Origin of the sequence: Halomonas sp. XH26 (genome assembly GCF_024138895.1) — a bacterium.
GTDB lineage: Bacteria > Pseudomonadota > Gammaproteobacteria > Pseudomonadales > Halomonadaceae > Vreelandella > Vreelandella alkaliphila.
Genome location: NZ_CP071889.1, coordinates 950,622 through 973,050, shown reverse-complemented (window position 1 = coordinate 973,050; position 22,429 = coordinate 950,622). Strand labels below are relative to the sequence as shown.

The following is a 22,429-nucleotide window of genomic DNA, read 5'->3' as shown; positions in this document are numbered from 1 at the left end:
GATCGTTAAACGTCGTTTTAAAGCACCATTATAATATGGCGCTATACATTAACTTAAGCGCGTTCGCGGCGACGAACGGGTGCATCACCGTCATCACGACGACGACGTGGAGCACGCTCAGGTGCACTGTCTTCACTAATTTCTAACGGGCGACCAGCAACGCGGGCTCGCGCCATTTTCGCCAGAATAGTGGAAGGCAGGCCACTGGGTAGTTCAACTACAGAGAAAGCGTTGCGGATATCAATACGACCGATACGGGCGCCTTCGATGCCACCTTCGTTCGCCAGTGCACCAACCAGTTGACCAGGCTTAACGCCATCTTTATGGCCAACAGAAACACGGTAACGAATCATACCTTCGCTAGGTGCGCTTGAGCGCTCGCGACGGCCACCGGGCTTGCCACCAGGCGCGCTATCACGCGTAGTGCGCTCTTTACGCGGTGCTTGCAAGCGTCCAATCGGCGCTTCGTCAGCACGTGCCATCGCGGCAAAAGCACAAGCTAGCTCAACGGCATCATGGCCTTCTTCTACCAGGCGCTCAACCAGTGCGCGCTGCTCTTCAGCACCTTTGGTCAGGGCTGCTACAACGCGATGATGGAACACATCATCACGGTGAGCGCGAATAGCGGCTTCGTCTGGCAGCGGCATTTCAGTCATTTTCTGACCGGTAGCCTGCTCCATCCAGCCCACTTTACGGCCTTCACGGAAACCAGCGAACGTAATCGCGATACCGCTACGGCCCGCACGACCGGTACGACCGATACGGTGGGTATAGGCTTCTGCGTCTTGCGGCAGATCGTAGTTGATAACGTGCGTAATACGCGGAACGTCAAGACCACGAGCAGCGACGTCGGTCGCAATCAGCACATCAACCTTGCCACGCTTGAGACGTGTAATGGTGCGCTCACGCAGGCTTTGGTCTAGATCGCCAGACAAGCCAGCGGCATTAACGCCACGGGCTGTCAGCTGTTCAACCAGCGTGGTACAAGCAGCACGAGTACGCACGAAGACAATAGCGGCATCAACCGGCTCAACCTCAAGGATGCGTGCCACTGCTTCAAGCTTAGCGCCACCATCGACGCGTACAATACGCTGTTCAATGTTTTCACCGGTCGTCGTGCGCGACTCAATCGCGACTTTTACCGGATTAACCAGATAGCGGTTAACAATGCGTTCAATTTCAGTCGGCAGCGTTGCCGAGAAGAACACACGCTGAGCATCTTTAGGGGTATCGGCAACCACGCGTTTTACGTCGTCGATAAAGCCCATGCGCAGCATTTCGTCAGCCTCATCCAGCACGAGTGCCGAAAGACCGTCGAGTTTCAGACTACCGCGATCAAGGTGGTCGATAATACGGCCAGGGGTGCCAACAATAACCTGGGCACCGCGCTTTAGCGCGCCTAACTGTTCACGGTATTCTTGGCCACCACAAAGGATAGCGACTTCAAGACCCTTGAGGTTTTGGCCATACTTACTGAATGAAGCCGCAACCTGCTGAGCAAGTTCACGGGTCGGAGCCATAACCAGTACTTGAGGCTCGCGACGGGTAAGTTCTAAACGCGATAACAATGGCAATGCAAATGCAGCGGTTTTGCCGGTGCCGGTTTGTGCTTGGCCCAGCATATCGCGGCCTTCCAGCAACGCAGGAATCGTCTGCGCTTGGATCGGCGAGGGAATTTCGTAGCCTTGTGCTTCAACAGCAGAGAGAACGGCAGGCAACAGAGCAAGATCGCCGAAGCTCGGCGAAGCGACAGAAGTCGAGGTCATTAATCACACCTTGGTAGGCCGGTTTTTCCGGCAAAAAACATCGTAAGCGTCTCTGACTCTGCTCGTTAATACGCGTGACAATGCATATTAATAAACAAGGATCCGCAAGGCGGATATCATCATCAATGGAGTCGGAGACGCCGGTCGCACCTAGCATTCGGTTAGCAAACACCGCATAAACGGGCTAACCGCTGTGGCGACCTTCTGCGCCGATTTCACCCGTTTGGTGAAATGCTGGAGGCGCGCCATCTTCACAGCAATGAACATCTGCAGTTGGCAAGATGTTCCAGCAAGCATTTCACTTCGTAGTCAAAGCTACATAGGAAATTGCTTATCGTCGTGATGGAGGGGTCAACACATGCGAGGAGGGCGCATCCTAACACCGCCAATCGCTTATGACCAGTCTTTTTGCTTTAACCGTTCTTAATACTCAAGCTTGCACATATTCACTGTTCGTCTAACCTGAGAAGTGCCTAACGATGTTCACTAACTTCAAGGAGTGATGCTATGAACTGGGATCAAATTGAAGGCAGCTGGAAAGAAATGAAAGGAAAAGCTCGCGCAAGCTGGGGCGAATTAACTGACGATGAGCTTACCCAGATTGGCGGCAAGAAAGATCAACTTGTTGGCAAGCTACAGCAGAAATATGGCTTAGAGCGGGAAGAAGCCGAACGCCGTGCTGATGAATGGGCGAACGATCTTTAACGTTTGTCGTCTAATTAAACCGCACATTTTAATAGCTACATGGAGAGATGCTATGCGCAAGACAATGCTTACCACTGCTATCAGTACCGCCCTTTTAGGCAGCTTGGCCTTCGGTGTTCAGGCATCAACTGAACCCCAAGGTATGTATTCGGCAGATGACATAATGGATGCAGAGGTATTCTTTTCTGGTGGTTCTGGTGAAGAAATAGGTGAAGTCGAAGATATTCTTTTTGATGAAGAAATGCGCATTTCAGCGCTAGTCATTGAAAGTGGCGCAATTCTTGGCTTGGGTGGTCGTGAAATTGTTATTAATACCGATCAATTTACCCTGGAGACCCATACCGAGAGTGATGGTGATACCGAGCACCGCATAATGCTTGAAGCTTCCCAAGAGGAAGTTGAATCCTTCCCTACCTATGATCGTGATTGGTGGGAGCAGACTAAAAATAGTGCCCGCGATGCATGGCAAACGACCAAAGAAGGTGCTCAAAGCGCCTGGCAGTCTACCCGCGAAGCCGTTAATGATAACGAGTAAGCTACCAGCTTAAACCGCTTAAGCTAGCGGTTAACTAGCCAAATGGGCCACCCTGCAATTGGGTGGCCCATTCGTTAGTAACGAGGTTTGAGATGCAACTTCTGAGAAGCTCTCTGCTTATAAATTATGAAGCGCGACGACGGATGCCCTGCCCTGGCAAGCGTTCACGATCATGAGGGCGCTCTAAATCCAATAGCGGTCCGGCAGGCACAATACGCGTTGGATTAATCGTGTCATGGCTGTAGTAGTAGTGGCGTTTTATTTGTTCCATATTGACGGTCTCTGCAATACCCGGCCACTGATACAGCTCGCGAACGTAATTCGCCAGATTGGGGTAATCTTCAATACGTTTTAGATTGCATTTAAAATGGCCATAGTAGACAGCATCAAAACGGATCAGCGTGGTGAAAAGCCGAATATCTGCCTCCGTTAACCACTCCCCCGCCAGATAACGATGCTCGCTCAAGCGTTTTTCCATTCGATCTAAGGCATCGAACAGAGCCAGCACATGTTTTTCATACACGTGCTGATCCGTCGCAAAACCCGACTTATAAACACCGTTATTAATGTGCTCGTACACATCGTCGTTGATGTCATCAATAGTGCGACGCAAGTCATCAGGGTAAAAATCTAAATCGTTACCGGTCAACTCATCAAACGCGCGATTAAAAATGCGCATCAAATCAGCCGACTCATTATTGATAATTGCGCTACGTTGCTTATCCCAAAGCACCGGTACCGTGACCCGCCCCGTATAGGCAGAATCAGTCATCGTATAGAGCTGATGATGATAGTCGACGTGGTTAACAGGATCCCCACTGGAGCCCTCACTTTGGTCATACGTCCAGCCCTTATCCTGCATAAATGGGCTAACATGAGAAGTGCCAATGAGTGATTCCAGCCCCTTTAACTTGCGCATAATAAGAATTCGATGCGCCCAAGGACAGGCTAGCGATACATAAAGATGGTAACGGTCTGCTTGCGCAGGGTAGCTCTGCCCTTGCCACTGTTTGCCTGACGACGCACCGCCTGACAGTACCTCCATCATGGCATCGTCACCCACCCAGTCGCGCAGTTGGGCAGACTCGCGGACAAATTCTCCACCATGCTTCTTAGTGTCGTACCACTGATCAACCCATTCGCCGTTAACAAGCAGTCCCATCGGGCGGTCTCCTATTGTAATAATCGTATGTAGTAAACGTATTAATAGTGCTGATGACGTTTAGCATACGCCCGCCCTCCCGATGCTCAAGCGGATGTTTTACGGCGATTCATTCGATGAAATCGAATCCTTAGGACAGAGCTCGCTCACCCCCTGTTTCAATGCCTGTGCCATGGCATGGGCTGCAGGGCCAGCGCGATCTCGGTCTCTGAATATCAACTGCATAGGCACCATTCGCACCCCACCAGCACTGAGCGGCAAAGGTTTGAGCTGCCCACTTGAAAGTTCATCAGCAATACGGGTTTCAGGCATCCAGGCAAACCCTAACCCACGCTTAAGCATATCTAATGACGTGTTTAAGTGACTCACTGTCCATCGTTGCTCCGCTTTCAACCAGCCGGAATTAGTCGACTGGCGTAGCGCCGAATCACGCACTACCAGTTGACGGTGTTGGGTCAGATCCCGAAGGTCTAGCGAGCGACTAAGCTGGTGTAACTCATGACTTGGGTGTGCAACGGCTATAAACCGCACGTTCACCAGCGGTTCACCTAAATACCCTTGAGCCGCAATCCCTGAGACCACAAGGTCGGCACGACCATCGTGGAGCATTTCTGTACCACCATTTAGCACACTTTCATGCAGTTGCACTCTGACCTGAGGATACGTTTCCGAGAAACGCTCAAGTGCTTTCGCTTGAGCAGCCGCTGGAAAAATCTGGTCAATAGCGACCACGATTTCAGCTTCCAGGCCTGCAGCCAAACGGGTAGCAACATCTTCTAAAGAGGCGGCACTCTCAATTAACTGGCGAGCTCGGCGCAATAAGAGTTCGCCCGCCTCAGTTAGGCGTACCTGCCTGCCCACCGGCTCCAGCACCTGAACACCCAACTGCTCTTCTAGCTTGTGCACGGCATGGTTAAGCGTAGATGGACTTTTGTGAATAGCCTCGGCCGCCCGCGCAAACCCACCATGGTCAACAACGGCTGCCAGCATCTGCCACTGTGCAAGAGTTACTCGAGACATTTCGATTCCCTCGACGCTAAACAGCGAAATAATCCGCTTTATGTTCGAAAAACCCTTATAGAATGCCAGGAAAAACCGCTGAGTACTTGCCTGTAAACAATTATTCCTAAGCACTAGGCTACCTAAGGGAGTTCACCTGACACTTTTCCCTTAATGACAGCCAGTTGACGCCAAGCCCACCAGATGCACAAAAAGACAATTTGTTACAAAAAACAATATTCGACGCACAGCAATTATTAAGTATATCTAAGCATACTGCCTCAAGACCGTTTCATGATGCCTGTTTTGCTTTCCGGCCGCCAAAAGATATACAAAAATGATACAAAAATATTACAAAAGCATTGCATGATTAATTTAACTTCTAAAGTTGGCGGAAAATATTGATTAACGCCGTCTCCCTATGATTAATTATTGTGCCTGCTTAGTTTTAAGGCGGTTTGCGTTAAGTTACTTTTTTTAGCGAACGGCGTTCACAAATAGGTTTCCTTGCTTATTACCTCCGTATTTCAATGAAGTACATTTAGTGTACAGGCATACAGTCTGTTCACTCTTACCCTCATGGGGTATGGTTCCTGGGTATACTTTCTTTCATGTTACTCATTTACCACGAACTCGGCGGCCCATTTACCCATGTTGCGAATTCTTCATTCGCTGCCCCGCACACATAAATTGTTACTGTTACCCGTGGCTACAATGGTCACTGTGCTGGGCACACAAAAGTTAATTACGACCTACCACGACTTAAATCAATCTCATACGCCACTGGAAAGCGTGCTTGTTCCGCTTCCCAGCGACTCTGCTCCTGGGGTTCCTTCATTGCGTCAAGAACGCACCCCCGTTGCTGAAGCCATTGATCGCGCTTCTCGCGCTATTGATGCCACGCGAGATAATATTCCGCTGAACGACCTCGCAGCTACAGAAATTGTCGATCTAGATGTCATCACTAGCGCCGAAGCCTCGATGACTAGCGTTACAACGCAACCTCACATTAATGCCCAGCTGGATGACGGCGCGCTTCACATGGCCGTGGTATTAGGGACCCTCTCAAGCGGTATGCTCGATGTTGATAACACCGCTTCCGTCGAAATTGCCGATGCCACTTCATATGAAGATTATGGCAATGAGCTGTTTGGTGATATTTCGTTTCTCGAGCTGGAACTTGCTGCGGACGAGCCCTACGTCCCTAAGTGGAAAACACATATTGTCGAATCGGGTGAGACCTTCGCGTTGCTGGCACAGAACAAGCTAGGCCTGGGCTACAGCGAAGTAATGGCGTTGCTAGAAGACCTACCGGATCCACGCATGCTTACTCATTGGCGTGCTGGCCACAGTTTCGATTACCAGTTAGATGAAAATGGTCGTTTACTGTCGTTGCGTATGATGAAAAACACCCGCGACGGTATCTTGCTAGAGCGTGATGAAGAGCACTTTGCCGCAACCGTTATTGAGCGCCAGGGTGAAGCGGTACAGCGTCTTTACGCGGGTAGCGTAAGCGGTAGTTTTGCACGCTCAGCCCAGGCAACGGGGCTAAGTAGCAGCGCCGTTACTGAACTCACTCACCTACTTGAGCAAAAACTCGATTTTCGACGCGACAGCCGTCGTGGAGATCGCTTTCAAGTGCTAGTTGAGTCAGACATGATTGATGGAGAAGCGTTTGACTCTCGCGTACTTGCTGTTAAGTACGATGGCGAACGCATGGATTTAACGCTTCTTCGCAATGCTACTGATAGCAATTTCTATACGCCCGAAGGGAGTAGCTTAGACCCTGCTTTCTCGCGCTATCCGTTTGAAGGCAATTACCGTCTAAGTTCCAATTTTAATCCGCGCCGCAAACACCCAGTGACTGGCCGGATAAGCCCGCATAATGGAACCGATTTTGCGATGCCTATTGGCACACCTGTCGTTGCTCCAGCCAATGGTCGCGTGGAAAAAGTGGGCAACCATCATGCCGCAGGGCGTTACATTGTCGTTCGTCATGATAATGGCTATCAAACCCGTTATCTTCACCTTTCTCGTCCGCTGGTCGCCGAAGGTGCGCGTATTGAAATGGGTGAGCGCATTGCGCTTTCAGGCAATACAGGGCGGAGTACGGGGCCTCATCTGCACTATGAAGTCATCGTCAACAACACGCCTGTCAACGCAATGAACGTAGAGCTGCCTGAAAATACCAGCCTAAGCGGCGACACGTTGATTGCTTTCCAGCGCCAAGCTGAGCCCATGATGGCAGCATTGGATAGCGGAGAGACAGGTACTATCAGCGTTGCAAACTACGAGCGCCAAGAGGAGCAGTAACTTTCTTACTCTCTTTACATTGAACAATAACGCCGCCCTGAAGGGCGGCGTTATTGCTTTGAAGCAAGTCTACGTTTACAAACCTTGCTTATAAACCATTCTTATAGAAAACCCAGCAATCAATCCGCCCTTCACGTTATACCGCTCGTGACAATGCAGCCAACAGGTCAGCGTCACGACGGTAAATATCATCACGAAATTCTACTTCCCCTTGAGCATTTGGCCAGGCCGTCAAATAGTGCAGCGCGACGGGAATACGCTGTGGCAGATTAACATTACGATCACTTCCGCTACTGTTAAGCAACGAAGATAGTTGGTGACGACTGCCACTATCTTGAAGCAGTAACTGCGCAAATTCCGTTACGCCTTCAACGCGCACACAACCAGAGCTGAGCGCTCGCTGATCGCGCTGAAACAACCCTCTGGCGGGTGTATCGTGAAGATAGATCATTTCGCTATTGGGAAAACGTACCACCACGCGGCCTAACGGATTACCGCCACCTGATACTTGGCGCAACATCACTGCACCTGGCCGTTGCCAGTCAATAGCGTCAGCGTTTAACCGCTCGCCGGAGTGGCTTATCACTTGGATATTACGCCGGGCCAAATAGCCTGGATCTCGTCTAACCTGAGGTAAGACGTCCTCGCGCATAATGGTCGGTGGAATCGTCCATGACGGGTTGATGGTTAAGTGGCTAATCGCCGAATGAATAATAGGCGTTTCGCGCCGCGGTGTGCCGACTACCACTCTGGCATCCCAGTGCTCACCATTGGGCCGAGTGTAGTGCAATCGATATCCCGCAATGTCAACCCACACTCGCGGTTCATTGGTTTGAGTGGGCTTGATCCAACGCGCCCGCTCTAAGTTGACACGCAGTTGATCGATACGCGAAGTGACCGGTGTGTTTAATGCAAGCCGCGTGCGCTGCCCCACAACACCATCTTCTTGCAACTGATGACGACGTTGAAATTGCTTAACTGCCCTTTCTAACTCAGTATCATAGGTGCGCTGGTTGCTAACCGCAGATTGAACCTCAATCATTGGGTAGGCATTGCTATCCGCCGCCAGCAAGTTGGTTTCTCCCCAATAGGCCAAGCGCTGTCGCAATACCAGCACATCCTCATTAGTATCACCTGGGCGTAATGCCTCATCTCGACCGGCCAGGTAGGGAACATTGCCTTTTTCAGCCAGCGTACGGTATTGACGTAGCGCATCACGTAGCTGAGCGTACTCCGTTGATGAGGGCCTCACATAGTCAAGCGCGCCCTGAATATCGTCATTTTCCACCGCATGGGCAATGCGCAGCAAAGAGTAGCGGCGCTCAGGCCTAGGGATATCCCATTTCGGCTCGACCTCGTTTGGATTCACCTTGCCCCGCGAAAGGTGCTCAAGTGCTAGTAAAAGTGCTGTCGTGGCCTGAATATCAAATTCAGCTTGCGCCAACGCCCCTGCTTGCTGGCTAACTTGGAATGCGTTTAGCAGGCTGCCCGCGTCGTAATCACTAGGAGCCAAACCATCATCTTCAAGACTATTTAACGCCTGCACCAGTGCTTCAACCCGGTTGATATCTTGCCAGACGGGCCGTTGGTTTAGCTGCTGGTAAAAGTCCTCAACAGGCAGTAACGCACTGGATTGAGTATCCAAACGCTGAGCTAACGCCTGCTCAAGAGCACCTGTATCAGCTTGCGCGCTGGTAACTAACTGAGGCGCTTGGATCAGCGTCAGACATAGAGCCACCCCTATCGCCCATCGTCTAATTAACGTTGTCTCGTTCATCGCTCCTCCTTGCGTTACTATTCATCGTCGCTATTTATCATTGCGATTCATCATTATTACGCTACATCTATTTATCATAGCCGTTTACATGTCTCCTTCATCGATATCTATTGCAGGATTGCACTCTATGCCTTTTTACCTACGTGCTTCTACCGCCATTTTTTCGCTTCCACTGTTGTTATTGAGCCTTCCCTTACAAGCCGCTAGCTTTTTCTCACAGGTCTCTTCTACAGCGCCTCCCGGCGTTTCGCCCTTGCATCATCAACTGCTCCAACTAGCCCCATCAGCAACGCCAGAGGCGCTGCGACTCGCCGCTCAATCACTTAGCTGTGCTGACCCAACCGCTGAACGCTTAGCCGTCATTGATTACTCGCTTCCGTCTACCGAGCCACGGCTTTGGGTCTTCGACCTACATCGACATAAGCTGCTATTTGAAGAGCTGGTTTCTCATGGGCAAGGTTCTGGCGATGCGTTGGCAGAGGTCTTCTCCAATACCCCCGAGAGCCACCAGTCCAGCATCGGGCTCTTTCGCACAATGAATAGTTATTATGGTCGTAATGGCTATTCATTGCGCCTGGATGGCTTAGAACCAGAGGTTAATGACCTCGCGTTTGAGCGAGCGATTGTGATCCATGGCGCTGACTATGTTAGCGACGACTTTATTACCCAGACCGGCAGGCTCGGACGTAGCCACGGCTGTCCTGCCGTACGCGAAGACATCACGTATCCTCTTATCGACAGTTTGAAAGAGAACCAGTATGTCTTCGCCTACTACCCCGATGAAGAGTGGTTAGCAACGTCGCAGTTTCTGCGCTGCCCAAACGACAATGCTCCCCACTTAGCCCAACGCTGATAATTTTCCCATCAAAATTGGTGAGCGGCGAAGCTGCCCACTTTGTGAGACCAGCCTTAAGGCTGGTCTTTAAAATTCGCCTTTGAGACTAATCTTTGAGACTAATCCGGATACATTAAGAAACATAGTCTTCAAAAACGCAAGAGACTGGTTTTCATCATTAATACAAGGTAAATCCGGCACGCACGGCAACCACCTGCAATACTTTGTGACAAAACATCACAAAGCTATTTACTATTTTGCAGGTACTGGCCATGTTTGCTTTTATGCATCCGTATCAAACTATCCATCGCCTAGAGCAAGAAGTGGCAGCGTTGAATGCCCAATTAGAGGCTGAAAAAAAGCGCCACCGCTGTCGCGCGATCAGCTTGATGACGCCGGTTGAGTCGCTCAGCATGCTTCAGGCCAGGGGCGCGGACATGCTTTGCTCATTGAGCAAAGGCGTAGAAGTGCACGCTCAGCACCTTGCTGCCGAGCAATCGACACTTACTGACACTTTCAGCCGACTCCATAAAGCCGAGCAAAACGCACAAACGTTGCAGCAACACCGCCAGCGCTGCCAGCAAATAGACGCGTATTTATCGTCCCCTTTAGTGACTGAGCAAGCCTTCCACGATATACGTCAGTTGAGCGTCGAATTAGGGCACAGCGCAGGCCATACACAAGCGTTAGCCATTACTGCGGCCTTGGAAGTCGCTCACTTTCATGAGCAACCGGCAGGCATGCCAGCAATTGTCCAGGACCTGCAAGAGTTATCAGAACACTCTCGGCAATTAGCGCATCAGCTAGCGCAGTGGATCGAGCGCACCGCATTGCAAGTAAATGAAGATGCAAAGATCCGTGATTATCAGCAGCAGGAAATAAAGGCCTTAACCAGCGCCGCCCAAGCAGCAGAACATGTCATTGAGCAGTTGATAGACCAGTCACGCCATATGTATAAGGTCATACACCACAGTACGACCACGGCTTATTTGCACGCCGCCAAACTCGAGCATGCGGTATGGAAAAGCCGCCTTTATAGGCAGCTGCTCTCTGCTCATCTGGAAGAGAATTTAGAAGATCACCAGCACTGCACGCTTGGGCATTGGTACTTTATGGGGGACGGTCATCGCTATAAGCATACGGAGGCTTACAAAGCGCTGGCGGCTCCGCACAAGCGTTTTCATGAAAGCGGTTTAGAAGCACTTAAGTTTGCCCGACAAGGTGATCATAATGGCCAGCTTGCAGCACTGGCTATGATGGAAGAAGCCAGCAGTCAGCTAGCGCTCCAGCTTGATAAACTGATGGAGCATGCCGTTTATGAGGTTCCCCTTTCAAATGGGCGCCCTTCACCATTAGCAGATTCACCTTGATGACGTGCTGTACGCCTACCTAGCAGGCGTACACATATCACACCCTTTTATGCCATGCTGAGTGGGTTACTGCGCTTTTAATCACTCACTCAGCAGGGAAGGCAATGTCGCAGATCAAAAAGCTAGATCTCGCTTTACAGGGCGGTGGAGCCCACGGTGCTTATACATGGGGTGTCATCGACCGCTTACTTGAAGATGACCGTATCGAAATAGAGGGCATCAGTGGCACAAGCGCTGGCGCAATGAATGGTGTGGTCATGGCAGACGCCCTCACCCGCGGTAACAAAGATACGGCTCGCCAAGCGTTACACCAGTTTTGGAAAGCGGTTAGTCGAGCGGGTATGGCGAGCCCAATTCGCCGCTCACCACTAGATGTACTTACCGGAAACTGGTCCCTCGATCACTCACCGGGTTATGTGGCTATGGACCTTTTAAGCCGCTTGGTATCCCCCTACCAACTGAACCCTCTGAATATTAATCCATTGCGTGACATTGTCGCCGAACATATTGATTTCGAACGTGTAAGACGTTGTGAGCAGCTTAAGCTATTTGTGACGGCCACTAACGTTCGTACTGGAAAACAGCGCGTCTTTCGCCGCGAAGAGATGAGTGTAGATGCAGTCATGGCCTCTGCTTGCCTGCCATTTGTATTTCAAGCGGTTGAGATAGAGGGTGAAGCGTACTGGGATGGCGGTTATATGGGTAACCCAGCGCTGTTCCCATTAATGGAGGAGTGCAGCGCACGCGACATTCTGTTGGTTCAGATTAACCCCATCAGCAGAGAAGAAGTCCCCACGTCTGCCTCAGCCATCATGAATCGACTAAATGAAATTACCTTTAATTCAGCCCTGATTAAAGAAGTACGCATGATTGCGCTGCTTAAGCGCACCCTGGATGAACAGGGGATCGAAAACTGCTATCAGCAAGCGCTCTTCCACCGTATCAGTGGTGAACAGGCGCTAGAGGACCTCTCGGTATCTAGCAAAATGAATTCAGAATGGGCGTTTCTATGTCATCTGTTTGAGCAAGGGCGCGAAGCCGCCGAACGCTGGCTAGAAACTCACTTTGAAGCGATAGGTGAGCGTTCAACACTGGATATTGACGCTGTTTATTTGCACGAATAACCAGCACTCAGGTGTCGCACGTCTTCACCGCAGATGCGCCACCTTGGTGCATTACCAGCCTGCTGAAACTCTCCACCTATTAAACAAACACACATAAGAAACTGATTTTAAAATTAAAATAATCTTATGGCGAACTAATTGCTTCACTCTTACTGAATGATGGTAGGCGTGGACCAGGCCCAACGGGTACGAGTGCGTCGAACCTGCCCTTCAATGGCGAAGGCATGTTCTCGTTAACAACATGGCGCCTTTCCAAGCGCCATGTTTTGACCCACTCGTATCGTGCTCTGTGAGGCCATCCATGGACATTCGCAATAAAGCTAACCGCATTCGGCTATTAAACTTCTCTACCCCTCAAATGCGTGCGTTCCACTTCTCCTGGTTCGCGTTCCATATCTGTTTTTTTGGTTGGTTTGGCATCGCTCCACTGATGGCAGTGGTCCGTGAAGATCTATCACTCACCCAAACGCAGATCGGCAATACTATTATTGCCTCCGTTGCTATTACCGTTATTGTTCGCCTGCTCATTGGCGTGCTGTGCGATAAAATTGGGCCACGTAAAACCTATACCGGTTTGTTGATGCTGGGCGCTGTGCCCGTTATGTGCATAGGTTTTGCCAATAGCTTTGAGACCTTCTTACTCGCTCGGCTGGCCATCGGAGCCATCGGTGCATCCTTTGTGATCACCCAATATCACACCACGATGATGTTTGCGCCGAATGTCGTTGGCACCGCCAATGCGACCAGTGCTGGCTGGGGGAACTTGGGCGGCGGTACGACGCAAATCCTGATGCCGTTGATTTTCTCAGGTCTACTAATGCTTGGCGTTAGTGAAACGCTAGGGTGGCGTTTAGCAATGGTGGTGCCTGGCGTCGTACTGTTTTTTACTGGGATTGGCTATTGGCTGTTTACCCAAGACGCTCCCGATGGCAACTTTAGCGACCTGCGCGCCCGCGGTGAGCTACCTGAAGCCACAGGTGAAAATAGCGCAGTACAAAGCTTTCTGACCGCAGCAAAAGATATTCGCGTATGGGCGCTGTTTATTGTTTACGGGCTCTGCTTTGGCGTCGAACTAACCATCAATAATATTGCCGCTATCTACTTCTTCGACAAGTTTGATCTGACCCTAGCGACCGCCGGTTTAATCGCTGGCTTATTTGGCCTAATGAATATTTTTGCCCGTACCCTTGGCGGCGTTTTTTCAGACCTGTTCGCCAAACAAGGCGGTTTAAAAGGGCGAGTTCGCTGGCTGTTTATCGCCTTGGTATGTGAAGGAATAGCACTCATTGCCTTCTCACAAATGCATGTCTTAAGCCTCGCAATTGGCATCATGCTGGTCTTTAGCCTGTTTGTTCAAATGGCCGAAGGAGCAACATTTGGCGTGGTGCCCTTTATCAATAAAAAAGCACTGGGGGCTGTTGCCGGTATTGTGGGGGCGGGTGGAAACGTCGGTGCCGTATCCGCCGCCTTTCTGTTCCGTAGTGAAAGTCTTGGTTATCAACAAGGGCTTTTTTACCTTGGCATTACCGTATTAGTGCTCGCTTCCTGTGTACTGGTAGTACGCTTCAGCGATGCCACAGAAGCCGAAGAAGCCACCGCCTACCGTGATGCGGTTGGCGGCGACACGAGCGCAGGCGCACTCTCGCTGCGTTAGTATTCACTTACCCCTCTGTACGCTTTATCCGCGACGATTTTTTACGACACGTTTTCGCGACACTTATCGCAACAGAGGGGATTTCATCTCAGGCGGGGAGTAAAAGGAAATCACTATGTCTTCAGCCCAACAGCTACTCTTAACCGCCCTTCGATGCGATATCGATAGCCTGCACCACTTAGCCACTACCTCAGAGATCGTTGGCGACATTAGCGGTTTTATCCATGCGCTCCAACGTGAACGAGGTGCCTCGACGATTTACCTTGTCTCGAAAGGTAAACGGTTTGCTACTCGGCGAAAGGAATTTTTACAGCATAGCCATGAAGCCGAGACCGTTATGCGCCAGCGGCTAGAAGCGCTTACCGAAGAAGCACGGCCGCAGGCAGCGGCACGCTTACTCAGGCGGATCGCAGCGGTGTGGCTTGCCCTGGATGACCTAAACACGTTGCGGCAAGCCATTCTTTCGTTTGCGATCTCTCCTGATGCGGCAACCCAAGCCTTTAACCACTTAATTAGTGGGCTCCTCGCCATTGTATTTGAAGCAGCAGATACCTCGGTAGACCCGGATATCACTCGCGCACTAGTGGCTATTTTTCACCTTATGCAAGGCAAAGAACTCGCTGGGCAAGAACGTGCCTGTGGTGCCTTTGGCTTTACCCATGGGCATTTCGACGATGCCCATCGCGAATTGATTCACCAATTAGTACGCGATCAGCAACGCTGCTTCGACACCTTTGAAGAGTTTGCCTCATCCGAGGCTGATCTTGTTTGGCAGCAGACTCTCTCGCCGCGAACACTCGCGGGGATTCAGCAGCTTCGTAACATTGCTTACCAACATGTTTGTCAACACTCTCATCAAGAAGGCCGCGTAGACAAAACGCTTAGCGAAACATGGTACGACCTAACCACATTACGCATTGATAGCATCAAAGCCGTTGAGGACATCCTAAACCGCCAATTAACGGCGCTATGTCATCAAAAAATCGCTCAGGTGCATTCGACGTTAGAGCAGGCTAAAACACCTCCTAACCAGCCAACTCTTGCTCCCTGTGAGCAGCTTCTTGCCTTGAGCGATACACAACCATTAGGAGAGCTGACAGCTAGCGCTTTAACCTCTCCATTAGGACGTTCACTGATTGAGCTTGCCCATGCACAGTCGAGCCACCTTCAAGGTCTTAGCGATGAGCTGGAAAATACCCGTAAAGCCCTGCGTGAACGTAAGCTCATCGAACGCGCCAAAGGCCTTATCATGGCCCACCAGGAGATGACCGAAGAAGAGGCTTATCGTTTTTTACGTAAAACCTCGATGGATCACAGTAAAAGCATGGCCGATATGGCGCAATCGATACTCGACCTTTCATCTATGCTCAAACGCAAAGACGAAAACACGCACACAAGCTGAAACAGCTCATTTGCAACACGGTGGGCAATTAGCCATTCTTATATCTCCCCTTTCTGAATGAGCTAGGAGCACACGCTATGCAGCACCGTGTCCTAATGATTACAGGCGCCTCAAGCGGAATTGGTGCCGCCACCGCGCGAGCAGCCTCACGTGAAGGTTATAAGCTGATACTTGCCGCCCGCTCTACCGACAAACTTACTGCACTATCCCAGGAGCTTGGCCCAGAAAACGTGCTGACATGTGCGTTGGATGTCACCGACATGGCGCAACAGCAAGCAATGGTCGATCAAGCGATTGAAACATTTGGGCGTATTGATGCAGTCTTTGCAAATGCTGGGCGCGGTGGTTCTCCCGGCGGTTTTAGCGGTGCAGATCACGACGCTTGGCGTGAGATGATCCTGACCAATATTTACGGTGTGGGGTTAACGCTTCAGGCATGCCTTCCCGCGCTAAAGCGGAGCAAAGGGCATGTACTATTAACCGGCTCAGCTGCTGGACGAACGACGATTCCAGGCTCGATGTATAGCGCCACAAAATGGGCAGTGACCGGTATAGGCTATAACTTGCGTGAAGAGCTACGCGGAACGGGCATGCGCGTTACCTTGATTGAACCGGGCATGGTGGATACCCCTTTCTTTGATAAGCCACCAGAGCATGCGCTTGAAGATCGCGATATTGCCAACGCCGTGATTTATGCACTTTCTCAACCATCACATGTCGATGTGAACGAGATTTTAATTCGGCCAACGCCACCCACTGATTAATCGACGCTGCGAACGGACAACAATGGCACCTTGCATTTCTTCTTACCTGCCCACATAACACTGGAATACCTAGCGTGCTAATAAATAACGCCGTAAATTTAGCCGCCCATACGCTTTTTAATGCAGGTGCCCCATGAGCCAACTCGCCAATACCGCCCTTTCCGTGCTCGATCTAGCACCGATTCGTCAAGGTGGTAGCGCTGAAGAAACATTTCGCAACAGCGTGTCCCTAGCGCAACGGACAGAACAGCTCGGCTATACGCGTTATTGGCTGGCTGAACATCACAACATTGCAGGCATCGCCAGCGCAGCAACTGCCGTATTAATTGGTCATGTTGCTGGGCAAACCTCCACTATACGCGTGGGCAGCGGTGGCATCATGCTACCTAACCATCCGCCCCTGGTGATTGCCGAGCAGTTCGGCACCTTAGAAACACTTTACCCAGGCCGGATTGATTTAGGACTGGGCCGTGCGCCCGGCTCAGATGGCGCCACCATGCAGGCGATGCGCCGCAATGCTCAGGCGGGCGTCGATGACTTTCCACAGCTGCTAAATGAGTTACAAAGCTACTTAGCGGATGCGGATCCACAGCAGCGTGTGAAAGCCGTCCCTGGACAAGGCACCCACGTACCTATCTGGCTACTCGGCTCTAGCGGCTATAGTGCGCAATTAGCCGCAAAACTCGGGCTACCCTTTGCATTTGCGGCCCAGTTTGCGCCGGGTTACTTATTTGAAGCATTGCGGCTTTATCGTGATAACTTCCGGCCGTCGGAGCACTTAGACAAACCCCATGCCATGGTAGGGCTACCCGTTATCGCCGCAGAAAGCGATGCCATGGCCCATTACTTGGCAACGACCTCTCAACAGAAATTTCTTAGCCTTATTCGAGGCAAGCCGACCCAGTCGCTGCCCCCAGTTGAACAGATGGACTGGACCCCGATGGAGCGCTCCCAAGTAAGCCAGTTCCTAGGTGCCGCCATCATTGGTGGGCCCGATACGGTCAAAGCTGAGCTAGAGGCCTTTCAGGCGCGTACTGGCGCTGACGAGTTAATGATCAATAGCGACTTTTATGATCATGCCGACCGCTTGCGTAGCTATGAAATTGTGGCAGATGTCGCTCGATAACCCATTAACTAAACGCTAAAACCATGACCACACTTAGCTTTACACCCATGACGCAAGAGGACTTCACGGTCTTCTGGCCTACTTTTCAGTCCATCGTTAGCGCTCAAGAAACGTACGCTATCGATCCTGATATTACCTTTGCAGCAGCTTATGCATTGTGGTGTCAGCAGCCCAAAGCGTCATTTGCGGTAAAAGATAGCCAAGGCGAGTTACTGGGCACTTACTATCTAAAAGCCAATGCAGCAGGCCCTGGCCAACACATTTGTAACTGCGGCTATATGGTAACGCCTGCTGCTAGGGGGAAAGGTGTCGCCCGCCAGATGTGCGAACACTCGCAGCATGTAGCGCGTCAGCATGGCTTTGAAGCGATGCAATTTAATGCCGTGGTGGCCACAAACCAAGTGGCCGTCGCCCTGTGGCAACGGCTGGGGTTCGCAATTGTCGGCACGATTCCTAACGCCTACCGGCACGCATCCCAGGGGTTAGTCGATAGCTACGTAATGTATAAAGCGCTTTAGTGGCCACTTGATAAAATGGCACGCTTTATTGGTAGGGCGTCATAGGTCACCGGGTTACTTAAGGCAGCGTTGTAGAAGCTCTTCAGCGGCGTCGCTGCCTAACTCGGTTAAGTGGGCTATATTTCGCTCTGGGATTTGTTCCGTATCACCGTAAAAAGCAATCGCTTTTTCGACGCTGGCCTCGCGCAATAGATGAACCATCGCGTAGGGCGAGCGGTTAGTGTAATTCGCTGCGTCTTCAGGCTCAGCATCGGCAAAACAGTAATCAGGATGGAAGGTTGCTAGCTGATAAACACCTTCATACCCCAACTCTGCCAACAGACTTTCGGCCAGTTCGACATAATCCAGGTAATGATCAAAGCTTTTAAACAGCGTAGGAAATATCAGCAACGTGGTTTCCGTTTCCGGATGCTCGTTCAACCATTCTACTTCGGCTATTAGTTCCTCCAATGCCACGTCGATTTTTTTCGAGCGCACCACCTCGACCCGAACGTTACCGCCGTCAAGCTCGCGCTTAGCAAACGGGCATATATTGTGTTCCACAATAAAAGTGCGCACCCACGCTAACGTCTGCTCTGCTATCTGATTATCCGCCTCTTGCATCACGCCTACTACCTTACATTAGGGTGGCTACTACCACGGCTAGGACCTGCCCGTGTACCGGTAAGAAATAGTGTACCTGCAAGAACAAGCAAATGCTTCAGGTGTGCGCCTGGTACCGTGCCAACGCTACTTCATAAGACTTATGAATATGATCATCCATTAGGGCCCGAGCCGCTTTTCCATCTCTGTTTAACGCCAGTTCCACCAATTGATGGTGTTGCTCGTCCAACTCTTGGCGAATAGAGGGCATTTTGGGCCCCAAGCGGCGATAGCGATCAAACTGATCGTGCAGCTGCTCTATAAATCGCAGTAACCACACCGACCCACAAGGCGCCACCAGAGTGCGATGGAACTGAGTATGTAGACGTTCCCACTCCTCCCCTTTATCGAGTGATACATCCGCACGTTTTAAACGATGAGCCGCCGCTAAAAGATCGGCTTCCCATACCGCATCGCCGTGGGCAATGGCACGCTCAAGCGCCATGCCTTCTAGTTCAGTGCGCAAGCGCGCAATGTCATCCAGCTCCTCCCTCGACAGCTTCGGAACCCTGAAGCCACGTTGATTTTCTTGGATTAATAAGCCGTACGCCGCCAGTTTATTTAATGCTTCACGCAGCGGGCTTAGCCCTACTTGGTAATGCTCTTTCAGCGCATTAATGGCTAATTTTTCTCCAGCCGCAAAGCGGCCACCGACTAAATCTCTGCGCAACGCATCATAAATAGGACTAGAGGCAGTATCAGCAGGAGGTGGGATGTGCTTGTTCATTCCATGATCCTTTTGCGCATCTTCGCGAACGCGTCTGTTAACGGAGATTCTAGAGCTAGGTGTTGACGTCTCACAATAGCCTAACCTATATTCTATTTTATTCAGAAAAATCGATTTTAAATAAAATAAACGATGAAGAGGCAAAATTGATGCTTTTAATTGAGATGCCGCTGCTAATGGCACTGGGCATATGAAACAGTCGGCACTCTTTTGGGCTTTCTTGCGTGTTGGCATCCTCGGCTTCGGCGGGGGGCCTGCCATGATACCGCTAGTACGTGCTGAAGTTGTGACGCGGCACAAGTGGCTAACCGATGAGGAGTTTGCCGATGTACTTGCCATCGGCAACACGCTGCCCGGTCCTATCGCGACCAAGATGCCCGGCTACATCGGCTACCGGGTGGGCGGCGTCAGTGGCTGCATTGCGGCTGTTGTTGCCGTCATTGTGCCCATGATTGCGGCGATGATTGTCATGTTAGGCATTTTTAGTCGCTATCGTGACGTTGCCTGGATACGTGGCATGGGGCAGGCAGTTATTCCTGTCGTTATGATCATGATGGGGCAATTAACTTGGGATTTTTTCGACAAATCTCAAGCTGCTCTTGGTTGGCTAGCAAGCGCGCTCATGGCAGTCATTGCAGGTGGATTAATTTATTGGCTGGGTGTCCACCCTGGCTGGGTCATTGGTGCCATCTTGCTAACAGCCATGCTGCGCCCAACGGGTAAAAAACGCGTGGAGGGCTCGGCATGATCTACTGGGAGCTTTTCTTAGCGTTTTTCATTCCTAACATTATTGGCTATGGCGGCGGTCCCGCCATTATTCCTCTCATCGAGGCTGAAGTGGTTAGCCGTTATGGCTGGATGACCTCTCAGGAGTTTGCCGAGACCCTCGCCTTGGGCAACGCCCTCCCCAGCCCTATCGCGACTAAAATGGCGGGCTACATTGGCTATGACATCGCCGGCATTGGCGGCGCATTTGTAGCTGTTTCCGCGACGGTTATTCCTTCTTTACTGCTGATGCTGGGGGCACTGGGGCTACTTTATCGTCATCGTGACTCTCCCCGTGTCAAGCGTATGAGCCAGTGGGTACGCCCGGTAATCGCCATCATGATGGCGTGGTTAACCTTAGGCTTTCTACTCGAAAGCCTTAACACCAGCGGGGCTATCCATACGCTGATTATCGGCATAGCGGCTGCTATCGCCTTGTTGCGCTTCAACATGCACCCCGCCTTTGTGGTTATCAGTGCAGTAATTTACGGCGCTCTTTTTATTAGCTAACAAAAAATGCGAGGACTGGCATGCACACTGATCCACACTATTACCCTTCCGCTTCACGTCGCATGGTTACCTTTGGCAAACGCGGGATGGTCGCGACATCTCAATCGCTTGCTGCGCAGGTAGGTATTGATATTTTACGCAAAGGCGGCAATGCCATTGATGCTGCCATTGCGACAGCAGCTGCTTTAACCGTTGTTGAGCCGACCTCGAACGGCATTGGTAGCGATGCCTTTGCTTTGGTATGGGTAAAAGGTGAGCTACATGGCCTCAATGCTAGCGGCCCTGCTCCCAAGGGTATTTCATGTGATGCCGTCAAGGCCCTGGGCCATGAGAAAATGCCTGCCCATGGGTTAGTGCCGGCCACCGTGCCTGGTGCGCCTGGCGCTTGGGCTGCTCTTTCAGAGCGTTTTGGTAAACTGCCGTTTGAGCAGTTGTTAGCACCAGCAATAGAATTAGCCGAAGAAGGTTTTGCTGTATCTCCAGTAGCGAGTCAACTATGGGAAAGCGCCGTAGAGCGCTATGGTCAATACAAAGCAGAAGAGTTTATCCCCTGGTTTACGCACTTTACTTCCAATGGCCAGGCTCCCAAAGCGGGTGATGTTTGGCGTTCTCCAGATATGGCAAAAACGCTGCGTGAAATTGCCAACAGCCATGCGGATGCGTTTTATCAAGGAAGCCTAGCAGATGCGATGGATGCCTTTTCACGTCAGCATGGCGGCTTCTTACGCAAAGAAGATTTACAAGCATTCAAGCCAGAATGGGTCAACCCCATCAGTGTCCGGTATCGGGGCCATGATATTTGGGAAATTCCCCCCAACGGCAGTGGGTTAATTGTGCTTCAAGCACTGGGGATTCTTGAGTCACTAGATGACCAATCGACAGATCCAGTGGAAACTCTTCACCGCCGTATCGAAGCAACAAAACTGGGTTACGTAGATGGCTTACGCTACATTACCGAATGCTCCGCAATGCAACCCAGCGTTGAGCAAATGCTATCGAGTGATTACCTCTCGCAACGCGCAGGCCTTATTGGCCAAGACGCCATTAACCCGGTCCATGGCAACCCGCTAAAAGGCGGCACCGTCTATCTAGCAACAGCAGATGATGACGGTAATATGGTGTCATTTATTCAAAGCAATTTTGAAGGCTTTGGCTCTGGAATGGTCGTGCCTGGCACCGGTATCAGCCTGCAAAACCGTGGTTGGTCATTCTCCCTTGATCCACAACATCCCAACGCGTTAGCCCCCGGCAAACGCACTTACCACACTATTATCCCCGGCTTTATCACCAAAGATAACCAAGCCGTTGGGCCCTTCGGCGTGATGGGTGGCTACATGCAGCCCCAAGGTCATGTGCAGGTAGTAACAGCGATGCTAGAAGATCACTTAAACCCACAGGCAGCACTGGATATGCCGCGCTGGAAGTGGACCAACGGCACAACAATTGAAGTCGAAGCCGATTTCCCCAACCACTTAGCACTTGCCCTAGCCCGCCGCGGGCATCACATCGTTAAAGTGGCCGACTCCATTACTTTTGGCCGGGGTCAAATCATTCTACGCGACCCTGACAGCGGTGTGCTCCAAGGCGGTACCGAGCCGCGCACCGATGGCGCGGTACTGCCTCTTTAAATTTTAGTTCACCCAACGTTAACCACGACCTTTCAATATCCGCTTTGCAATATGGTTTGATCTCCACCTACTGCTGGGCAGTTTACGCACTGCACAGCAGTAGGCTG

General features: G+C 51.1%; 20 protein-coding genes. 14 read left to right on the top strand and 6 right to left on the bottom strand.

Translation table 11 applies throughout. From position 1 onward, the window contains the following. Positions 1 to 53 precede the first annotated feature (53 nt). Complete coding sequence (locus J4377_RS04465; protein WP_038482062.1) at positions 54 to 1,766, bottom strand: DEAD/DEAH box helicase; 1,713 nt, start codon at positions 1,764 to 1,766, stop codon at positions 54 to 56. A 507-nt stretch (positions 1,767 to 2,273) separates the two neighbouring features. Here J4377_RS04465 and J4377_RS04460 point away from each other — a divergent pair. Both J4377_RS04460 and J4377_RS04455 read left to right on the top strand, forming a co-directional pair. After that, a complete protein-coding gene (locus tag J4377_RS04460; protein WP_038482059.1) occupies positions 2,274 to 2,471 on the top strand; it encodes a CsbD family protein in 198 nt (65 codons plus the stop codon). Between the two features lie 52 nt (positions 2,472 to 2,523). Beyond that, complete coding sequence (locus J4377_RS04455) at positions 2,524 to 3,006, top strand: PRC-barrel domain-containing protein (protein ID WP_038482057.1); 483 nt, start codon at positions 2,524 to 2,526, stop codon at positions 3,004 to 3,006. Between the two features lie 124 nt (positions 3,007 to 3,130). On the opposite strand, the gene J4377_RS04450 is transcribed toward J4377_RS04455, so the two are convergent. Continuing rightward, entirely contained in the window at positions 3,131 to 4,168 is a 1,038-nt protein-coding gene (locus J4377_RS04450; RefSeq protein WP_038482054.1) for a glutathione S-transferase family protein, read from the bottom strand. 99 nt (positions 4,169 to 4,267) lie between these two features. Then, the gene (locus tag J4377_RS04445; RefSeq protein ID WP_038482051.1) at positions 4,268 to 5,188 is read right to left on the bottom strand and encodes a LysR family transcriptional regulator; all 921 of its coding nucleotides are present in this window, start codon (positions 5,186 to 5,188) and stop codon (positions 4,268 to 4,270) included. Between the two features lie 630 nt (positions 5,189 to 5,818). Here J4377_RS04445 and J4377_RS04440 point away from each other — a divergent pair. Further along, complete coding sequence (locus J4377_RS04440) at positions 5,819 to 7,480, top strand: peptidoglycan DD-metalloendopeptidase family protein (protein WP_253487061.1); 1,662 nt, start codon at positions 5,819 to 5,821, stop codon at positions 7,478 to 7,480. A 136-nt stretch (positions 7,481 to 7,616) separates the two neighbouring features. Here J4377_RS04440 and J4377_RS04435 read toward each other — a convergent pair whose 3' ends face one another. Beyond that, a complete protein-coding gene (locus tag J4377_RS04435) occupies positions 7,617 to 9,257 on the bottom strand; it encodes a murein L,D-transpeptidase (RefSeq protein ID WP_253487052.1) in 1,641 nt (546 codons plus the stop codon). Between the two features lie 127 nt (positions 9,258 to 9,384). Between J4377_RS04435 and J4377_RS04430 the strand changes: the two genes are divergently transcribed. The 8 genes from J4377_RS04430 to J4377_RS04395 all read left to right on the top strand — a co-directional run bounded on the left by J4377_RS04430 (position 9,385) and on the right by J4377_RS04395 (position 18,050). Continuing rightward, on the top strand, positions 9,385 to 10,110 hold the full coding sequence (locus J4377_RS04430) for a murein L,D-transpeptidase catalytic domain family protein (protein ID WP_038482042.1): 726 nt from the start codon (positions 9,385 to 9,387) through the stop codon (positions 10,108 to 10,110). 254 nt (positions 10,111 to 10,364) lie between these two features. Beyond that, positions 10,365 to 11,462 carry a CZB domain-containing protein gene (locus J4377_RS04425; RefSeq protein ID WP_253487050.1) on the top strand — a complete coding sequence of 366 codons (1,098 nt, stop codon included), beginning with the start codon at positions 10,365 to 10,367 and terminating at the stop codon, positions 11,460 to 11,462. 104 nt (positions 11,463 to 11,566) lie between these two features. Beyond that, entirely contained in the window at positions 11,567 to 12,586 is a 1,020-nt protein-coding gene (locus J4377_RS04420) for a patatin-like phospholipase family protein (RefSeq protein WP_253487048.1), read from the top strand. A gap of 301 nt (positions 12,587 to 12,887) precedes the next feature. Beyond that, positions 12,888 to 14,240 (top strand): NarK family nitrate/nitrite MFS transporter, encoded by a 1,353-nt coding sequence (locus tag J4377_RS04415; RefSeq protein ID WP_253487047.1) that lies wholly within the window; start codon positions 12,888 to 12,890, stop codon positions 14,238 to 14,240. A 115-nt stretch (positions 14,241 to 14,355) separates the two neighbouring features. After that, entirely contained in the window at positions 14,356 to 15,642 is a 1,287-nt protein-coding gene (locus J4377_RS04410; RefSeq protein WP_253487045.1) for a nitrate regulatory protein, read from the top strand. A gap of 77 nt (positions 15,643 to 15,719) precedes the next feature. Beyond that, positions 15,720 to 16,406, top strand: a complete 687-nt coding sequence (locus J4377_RS04405) for an SDR family oxidoreductase (protein ID WP_038482024.1) — start codon at positions 15,720 to 15,722, stop codon at positions 16,404 to 16,406. Between the two features lie 133 nt (positions 16,407 to 16,539). Further along, the gene (locus J4377_RS04400) at positions 16,540 to 17,532 is read left to right on the top strand and encodes an LLM class flavin-dependent oxidoreductase (protein WP_038482020.1); all 993 of its coding nucleotides are present in this window, start codon (positions 16,540 to 16,542) and stop codon (positions 17,530 to 17,532) included. 23 nt (positions 17,533 to 17,555) lie between these two features. Continuing rightward, a complete protein-coding gene (locus J4377_RS04395) occupies positions 17,556 to 18,050 on the top strand; it encodes a GNAT family N-acetyltransferase (protein ID WP_038482017.1) in 495 nt (164 codons plus the stop codon). 54 nt (positions 18,051 to 18,104) lie between these two features. On the opposite strand, the gene J4377_RS04390 is transcribed toward J4377_RS04395, so the two are convergent. Together J4377_RS04390 and J4377_RS04385 are read right to left on the bottom strand one after the other, a co-directional pair. Beyond that, positions 18,105 to 18,653 carry a DUF1415 domain-containing protein gene (locus J4377_RS04390; protein ID WP_038482014.1) on the bottom strand — a complete coding sequence of 183 codons (549 nt, stop codon included), beginning with the start codon at positions 18,651 to 18,653 and terminating at the stop codon, positions 18,105 to 18,107. A 97-nt stretch (positions 18,654 to 18,750) separates the two neighbouring features. Then, positions 18,751 to 19,419, bottom strand: a complete 669-nt coding sequence (locus J4377_RS04385) for a GntR family transcriptional regulator (RefSeq protein ID WP_120385599.1) — start codon at positions 19,417 to 19,419, stop codon at positions 18,751 to 18,753. A 190-nt stretch (positions 19,420 to 19,609) separates the two neighbouring features. Between J4377_RS04385 and J4377_RS04380 the strand changes: the two genes are divergently transcribed. From J4377_RS04380 to J4377_RS04370, 3 genes are read left to right on the top strand one after another with little or no spacing between them, the layout of a single operon-like run. After that, positions 19,610 to 20,167 carry a chromate transporter gene (locus J4377_RS04380; RefSeq protein ID WP_120385600.1) on the top strand — a complete coding sequence of 186 codons (558 nt, stop codon included), beginning with the start codon at positions 19,610 to 19,612 and terminating at the stop codon, positions 20,165 to 20,167. After that, positions 20,164 to 20,694: a chromate transporter gene (locus J4377_RS04375; RefSeq protein ID WP_095602539.1), complete on the top strand. Its 531-nt coding sequence runs from the start codon at positions 20,164 to 20,166 to the stop codon at positions 20,692 to 20,694. Before J4377_RS04380 ends, J4377_RS04375 begins: the two co-directional genes overlap by 4 nt. A 20-nt stretch (positions 20,695 to 20,714) precedes the next feature. Next, entirely contained in the window at positions 20,715 to 22,322 is a 1,608-nt protein-coding gene (locus J4377_RS04370) for a gamma-glutamyltransferase family protein (protein WP_253487043.1), read from the top strand. Positions 22,323 to 22,429 lie beyond the last annotated feature (107 nt).

Excerpts from the sequence above, each read along its gene's own strand:
- J4377_RS04465 (WP_038482062.1), bottom strand. The coding sequence starts at position 1,766 with ATGACCTCGACTTCTGTCGCTTCGCCGAGCTTCGGCGATCTTGCTCTG.
- J4377_RS04460 (WP_038482059.1), top strand. The coding sequence starts at position 2,274 with ATGAACTGGGATCAAATTGAAGGCAGCTGGAAAGAAATGAAAGGAAAA.
- J4377_RS04455 (WP_038482057.1), top strand. The coding sequence starts at position 2,524 with ATGCGCAAGACAATGCTTACCACTGCTATCAGTACCGCCCTTTTAGGC.
- J4377_RS04450 (WP_038482054.1), bottom strand. The coding sequence starts at position 4,168 with ATGGGACTGCTTGTTAACGGCGAATGGGTTGATCAGTGGTACGACACT.
- J4377_RS04445 (WP_038482051.1), bottom strand. The coding sequence starts at position 5,188 with ATGTCTCGAGTAACTCTTGCACAGTGGCAGATGCTGGCAGCCGTTGTT.
- J4377_RS04440 (WP_253487061.1), top strand. The coding sequence starts at position 5,819 with ATGTTGCGAATTCTTCATTCGCTGCCCCGCACACATAAATTGTTACTG.
- J4377_RS04435 (WP_253487052.1), bottom strand. The coding sequence starts at position 9,257 with ATGAACGAGACAACGTTAATTAGACGATGGGCGATAGGGGTGGCTCTA.
- J4377_RS04430 (WP_038482042.1), top strand. The coding sequence starts at position 9,385 with ATGCCTTTTTACCTACGTGCTTCTACCGCCATTTTTTCGCTTCCACTG.
- J4377_RS04425 (WP_253487050.1), top strand. The coding sequence starts at position 10,365 with ATGTTTGCTTTTATGCATCCGTATCAAACTATCCATCGCCTAGAGCAA.
- J4377_RS04420 (WP_253487048.1), top strand. The coding sequence starts at position 11,567 with ATGTCGCAGATCAAAAAGCTAGATCTCGCTTTACAGGGCGGTGGAGCC.
- J4377_RS04415 (WP_253487047.1), top strand. The coding sequence starts at position 12,888 with ATGGACATTCGCAATAAAGCTAACCGCATTCGGCTATTAAACTTCTCT.
- J4377_RS04410 (WP_253487045.1), top strand. The coding sequence starts at position 14,356 with ATGTCTTCAGCCCAACAGCTACTCTTAACCGCCCTTCGATGCGATATC.
- J4377_RS04405 (WP_038482024.1), top strand. The coding sequence starts at position 15,720 with ATGCAGCACCGTGTCCTAATGATTACAGGCGCCTCAAGCGGAATTGGT.
- J4377_RS04400 (WP_038482020.1), top strand. The coding sequence starts at position 16,540 with ATGAGCCAACTCGCCAATACCGCCCTTTCCGTGCTCGATCTAGCACCG.
- J4377_RS04395 (WP_038482017.1), top strand. The coding sequence starts at position 17,556 with ATGACCACACTTAGCTTTACACCCATGACGCAAGAGGACTTCACGGTC.
- J4377_RS04390 (WP_038482014.1), bottom strand. The coding sequence starts at position 18,653 with ATGCAAGAGGCGGATAATCAGATAGCAGAGCAGACGTTAGCGTGGGTG.
- J4377_RS04385 (WP_120385599.1), bottom strand. The coding sequence starts at position 19,419 with ATGAACAAGCACATCCCACCTCCTGCTGATACTGCCTCTAGTCCTATT.
- J4377_RS04380 (WP_120385600.1), top strand. The coding sequence starts at position 19,610 with ATGAAACAGTCGGCACTCTTTTGGGCTTTCTTGCGTGTTGGCATCCTC.
- J4377_RS04375 (WP_095602539.1), top strand. The coding sequence starts at position 20,164 with ATGATCTACTGGGAGCTTTTCTTAGCGTTTTTCATTCCTAACATTATT.
- J4377_RS04370 (WP_253487043.1), top strand. The coding sequence starts at position 20,715 with ATGCACACTGATCCACACTATTACCCTTCCGCTTCACGTCGCATGGTT.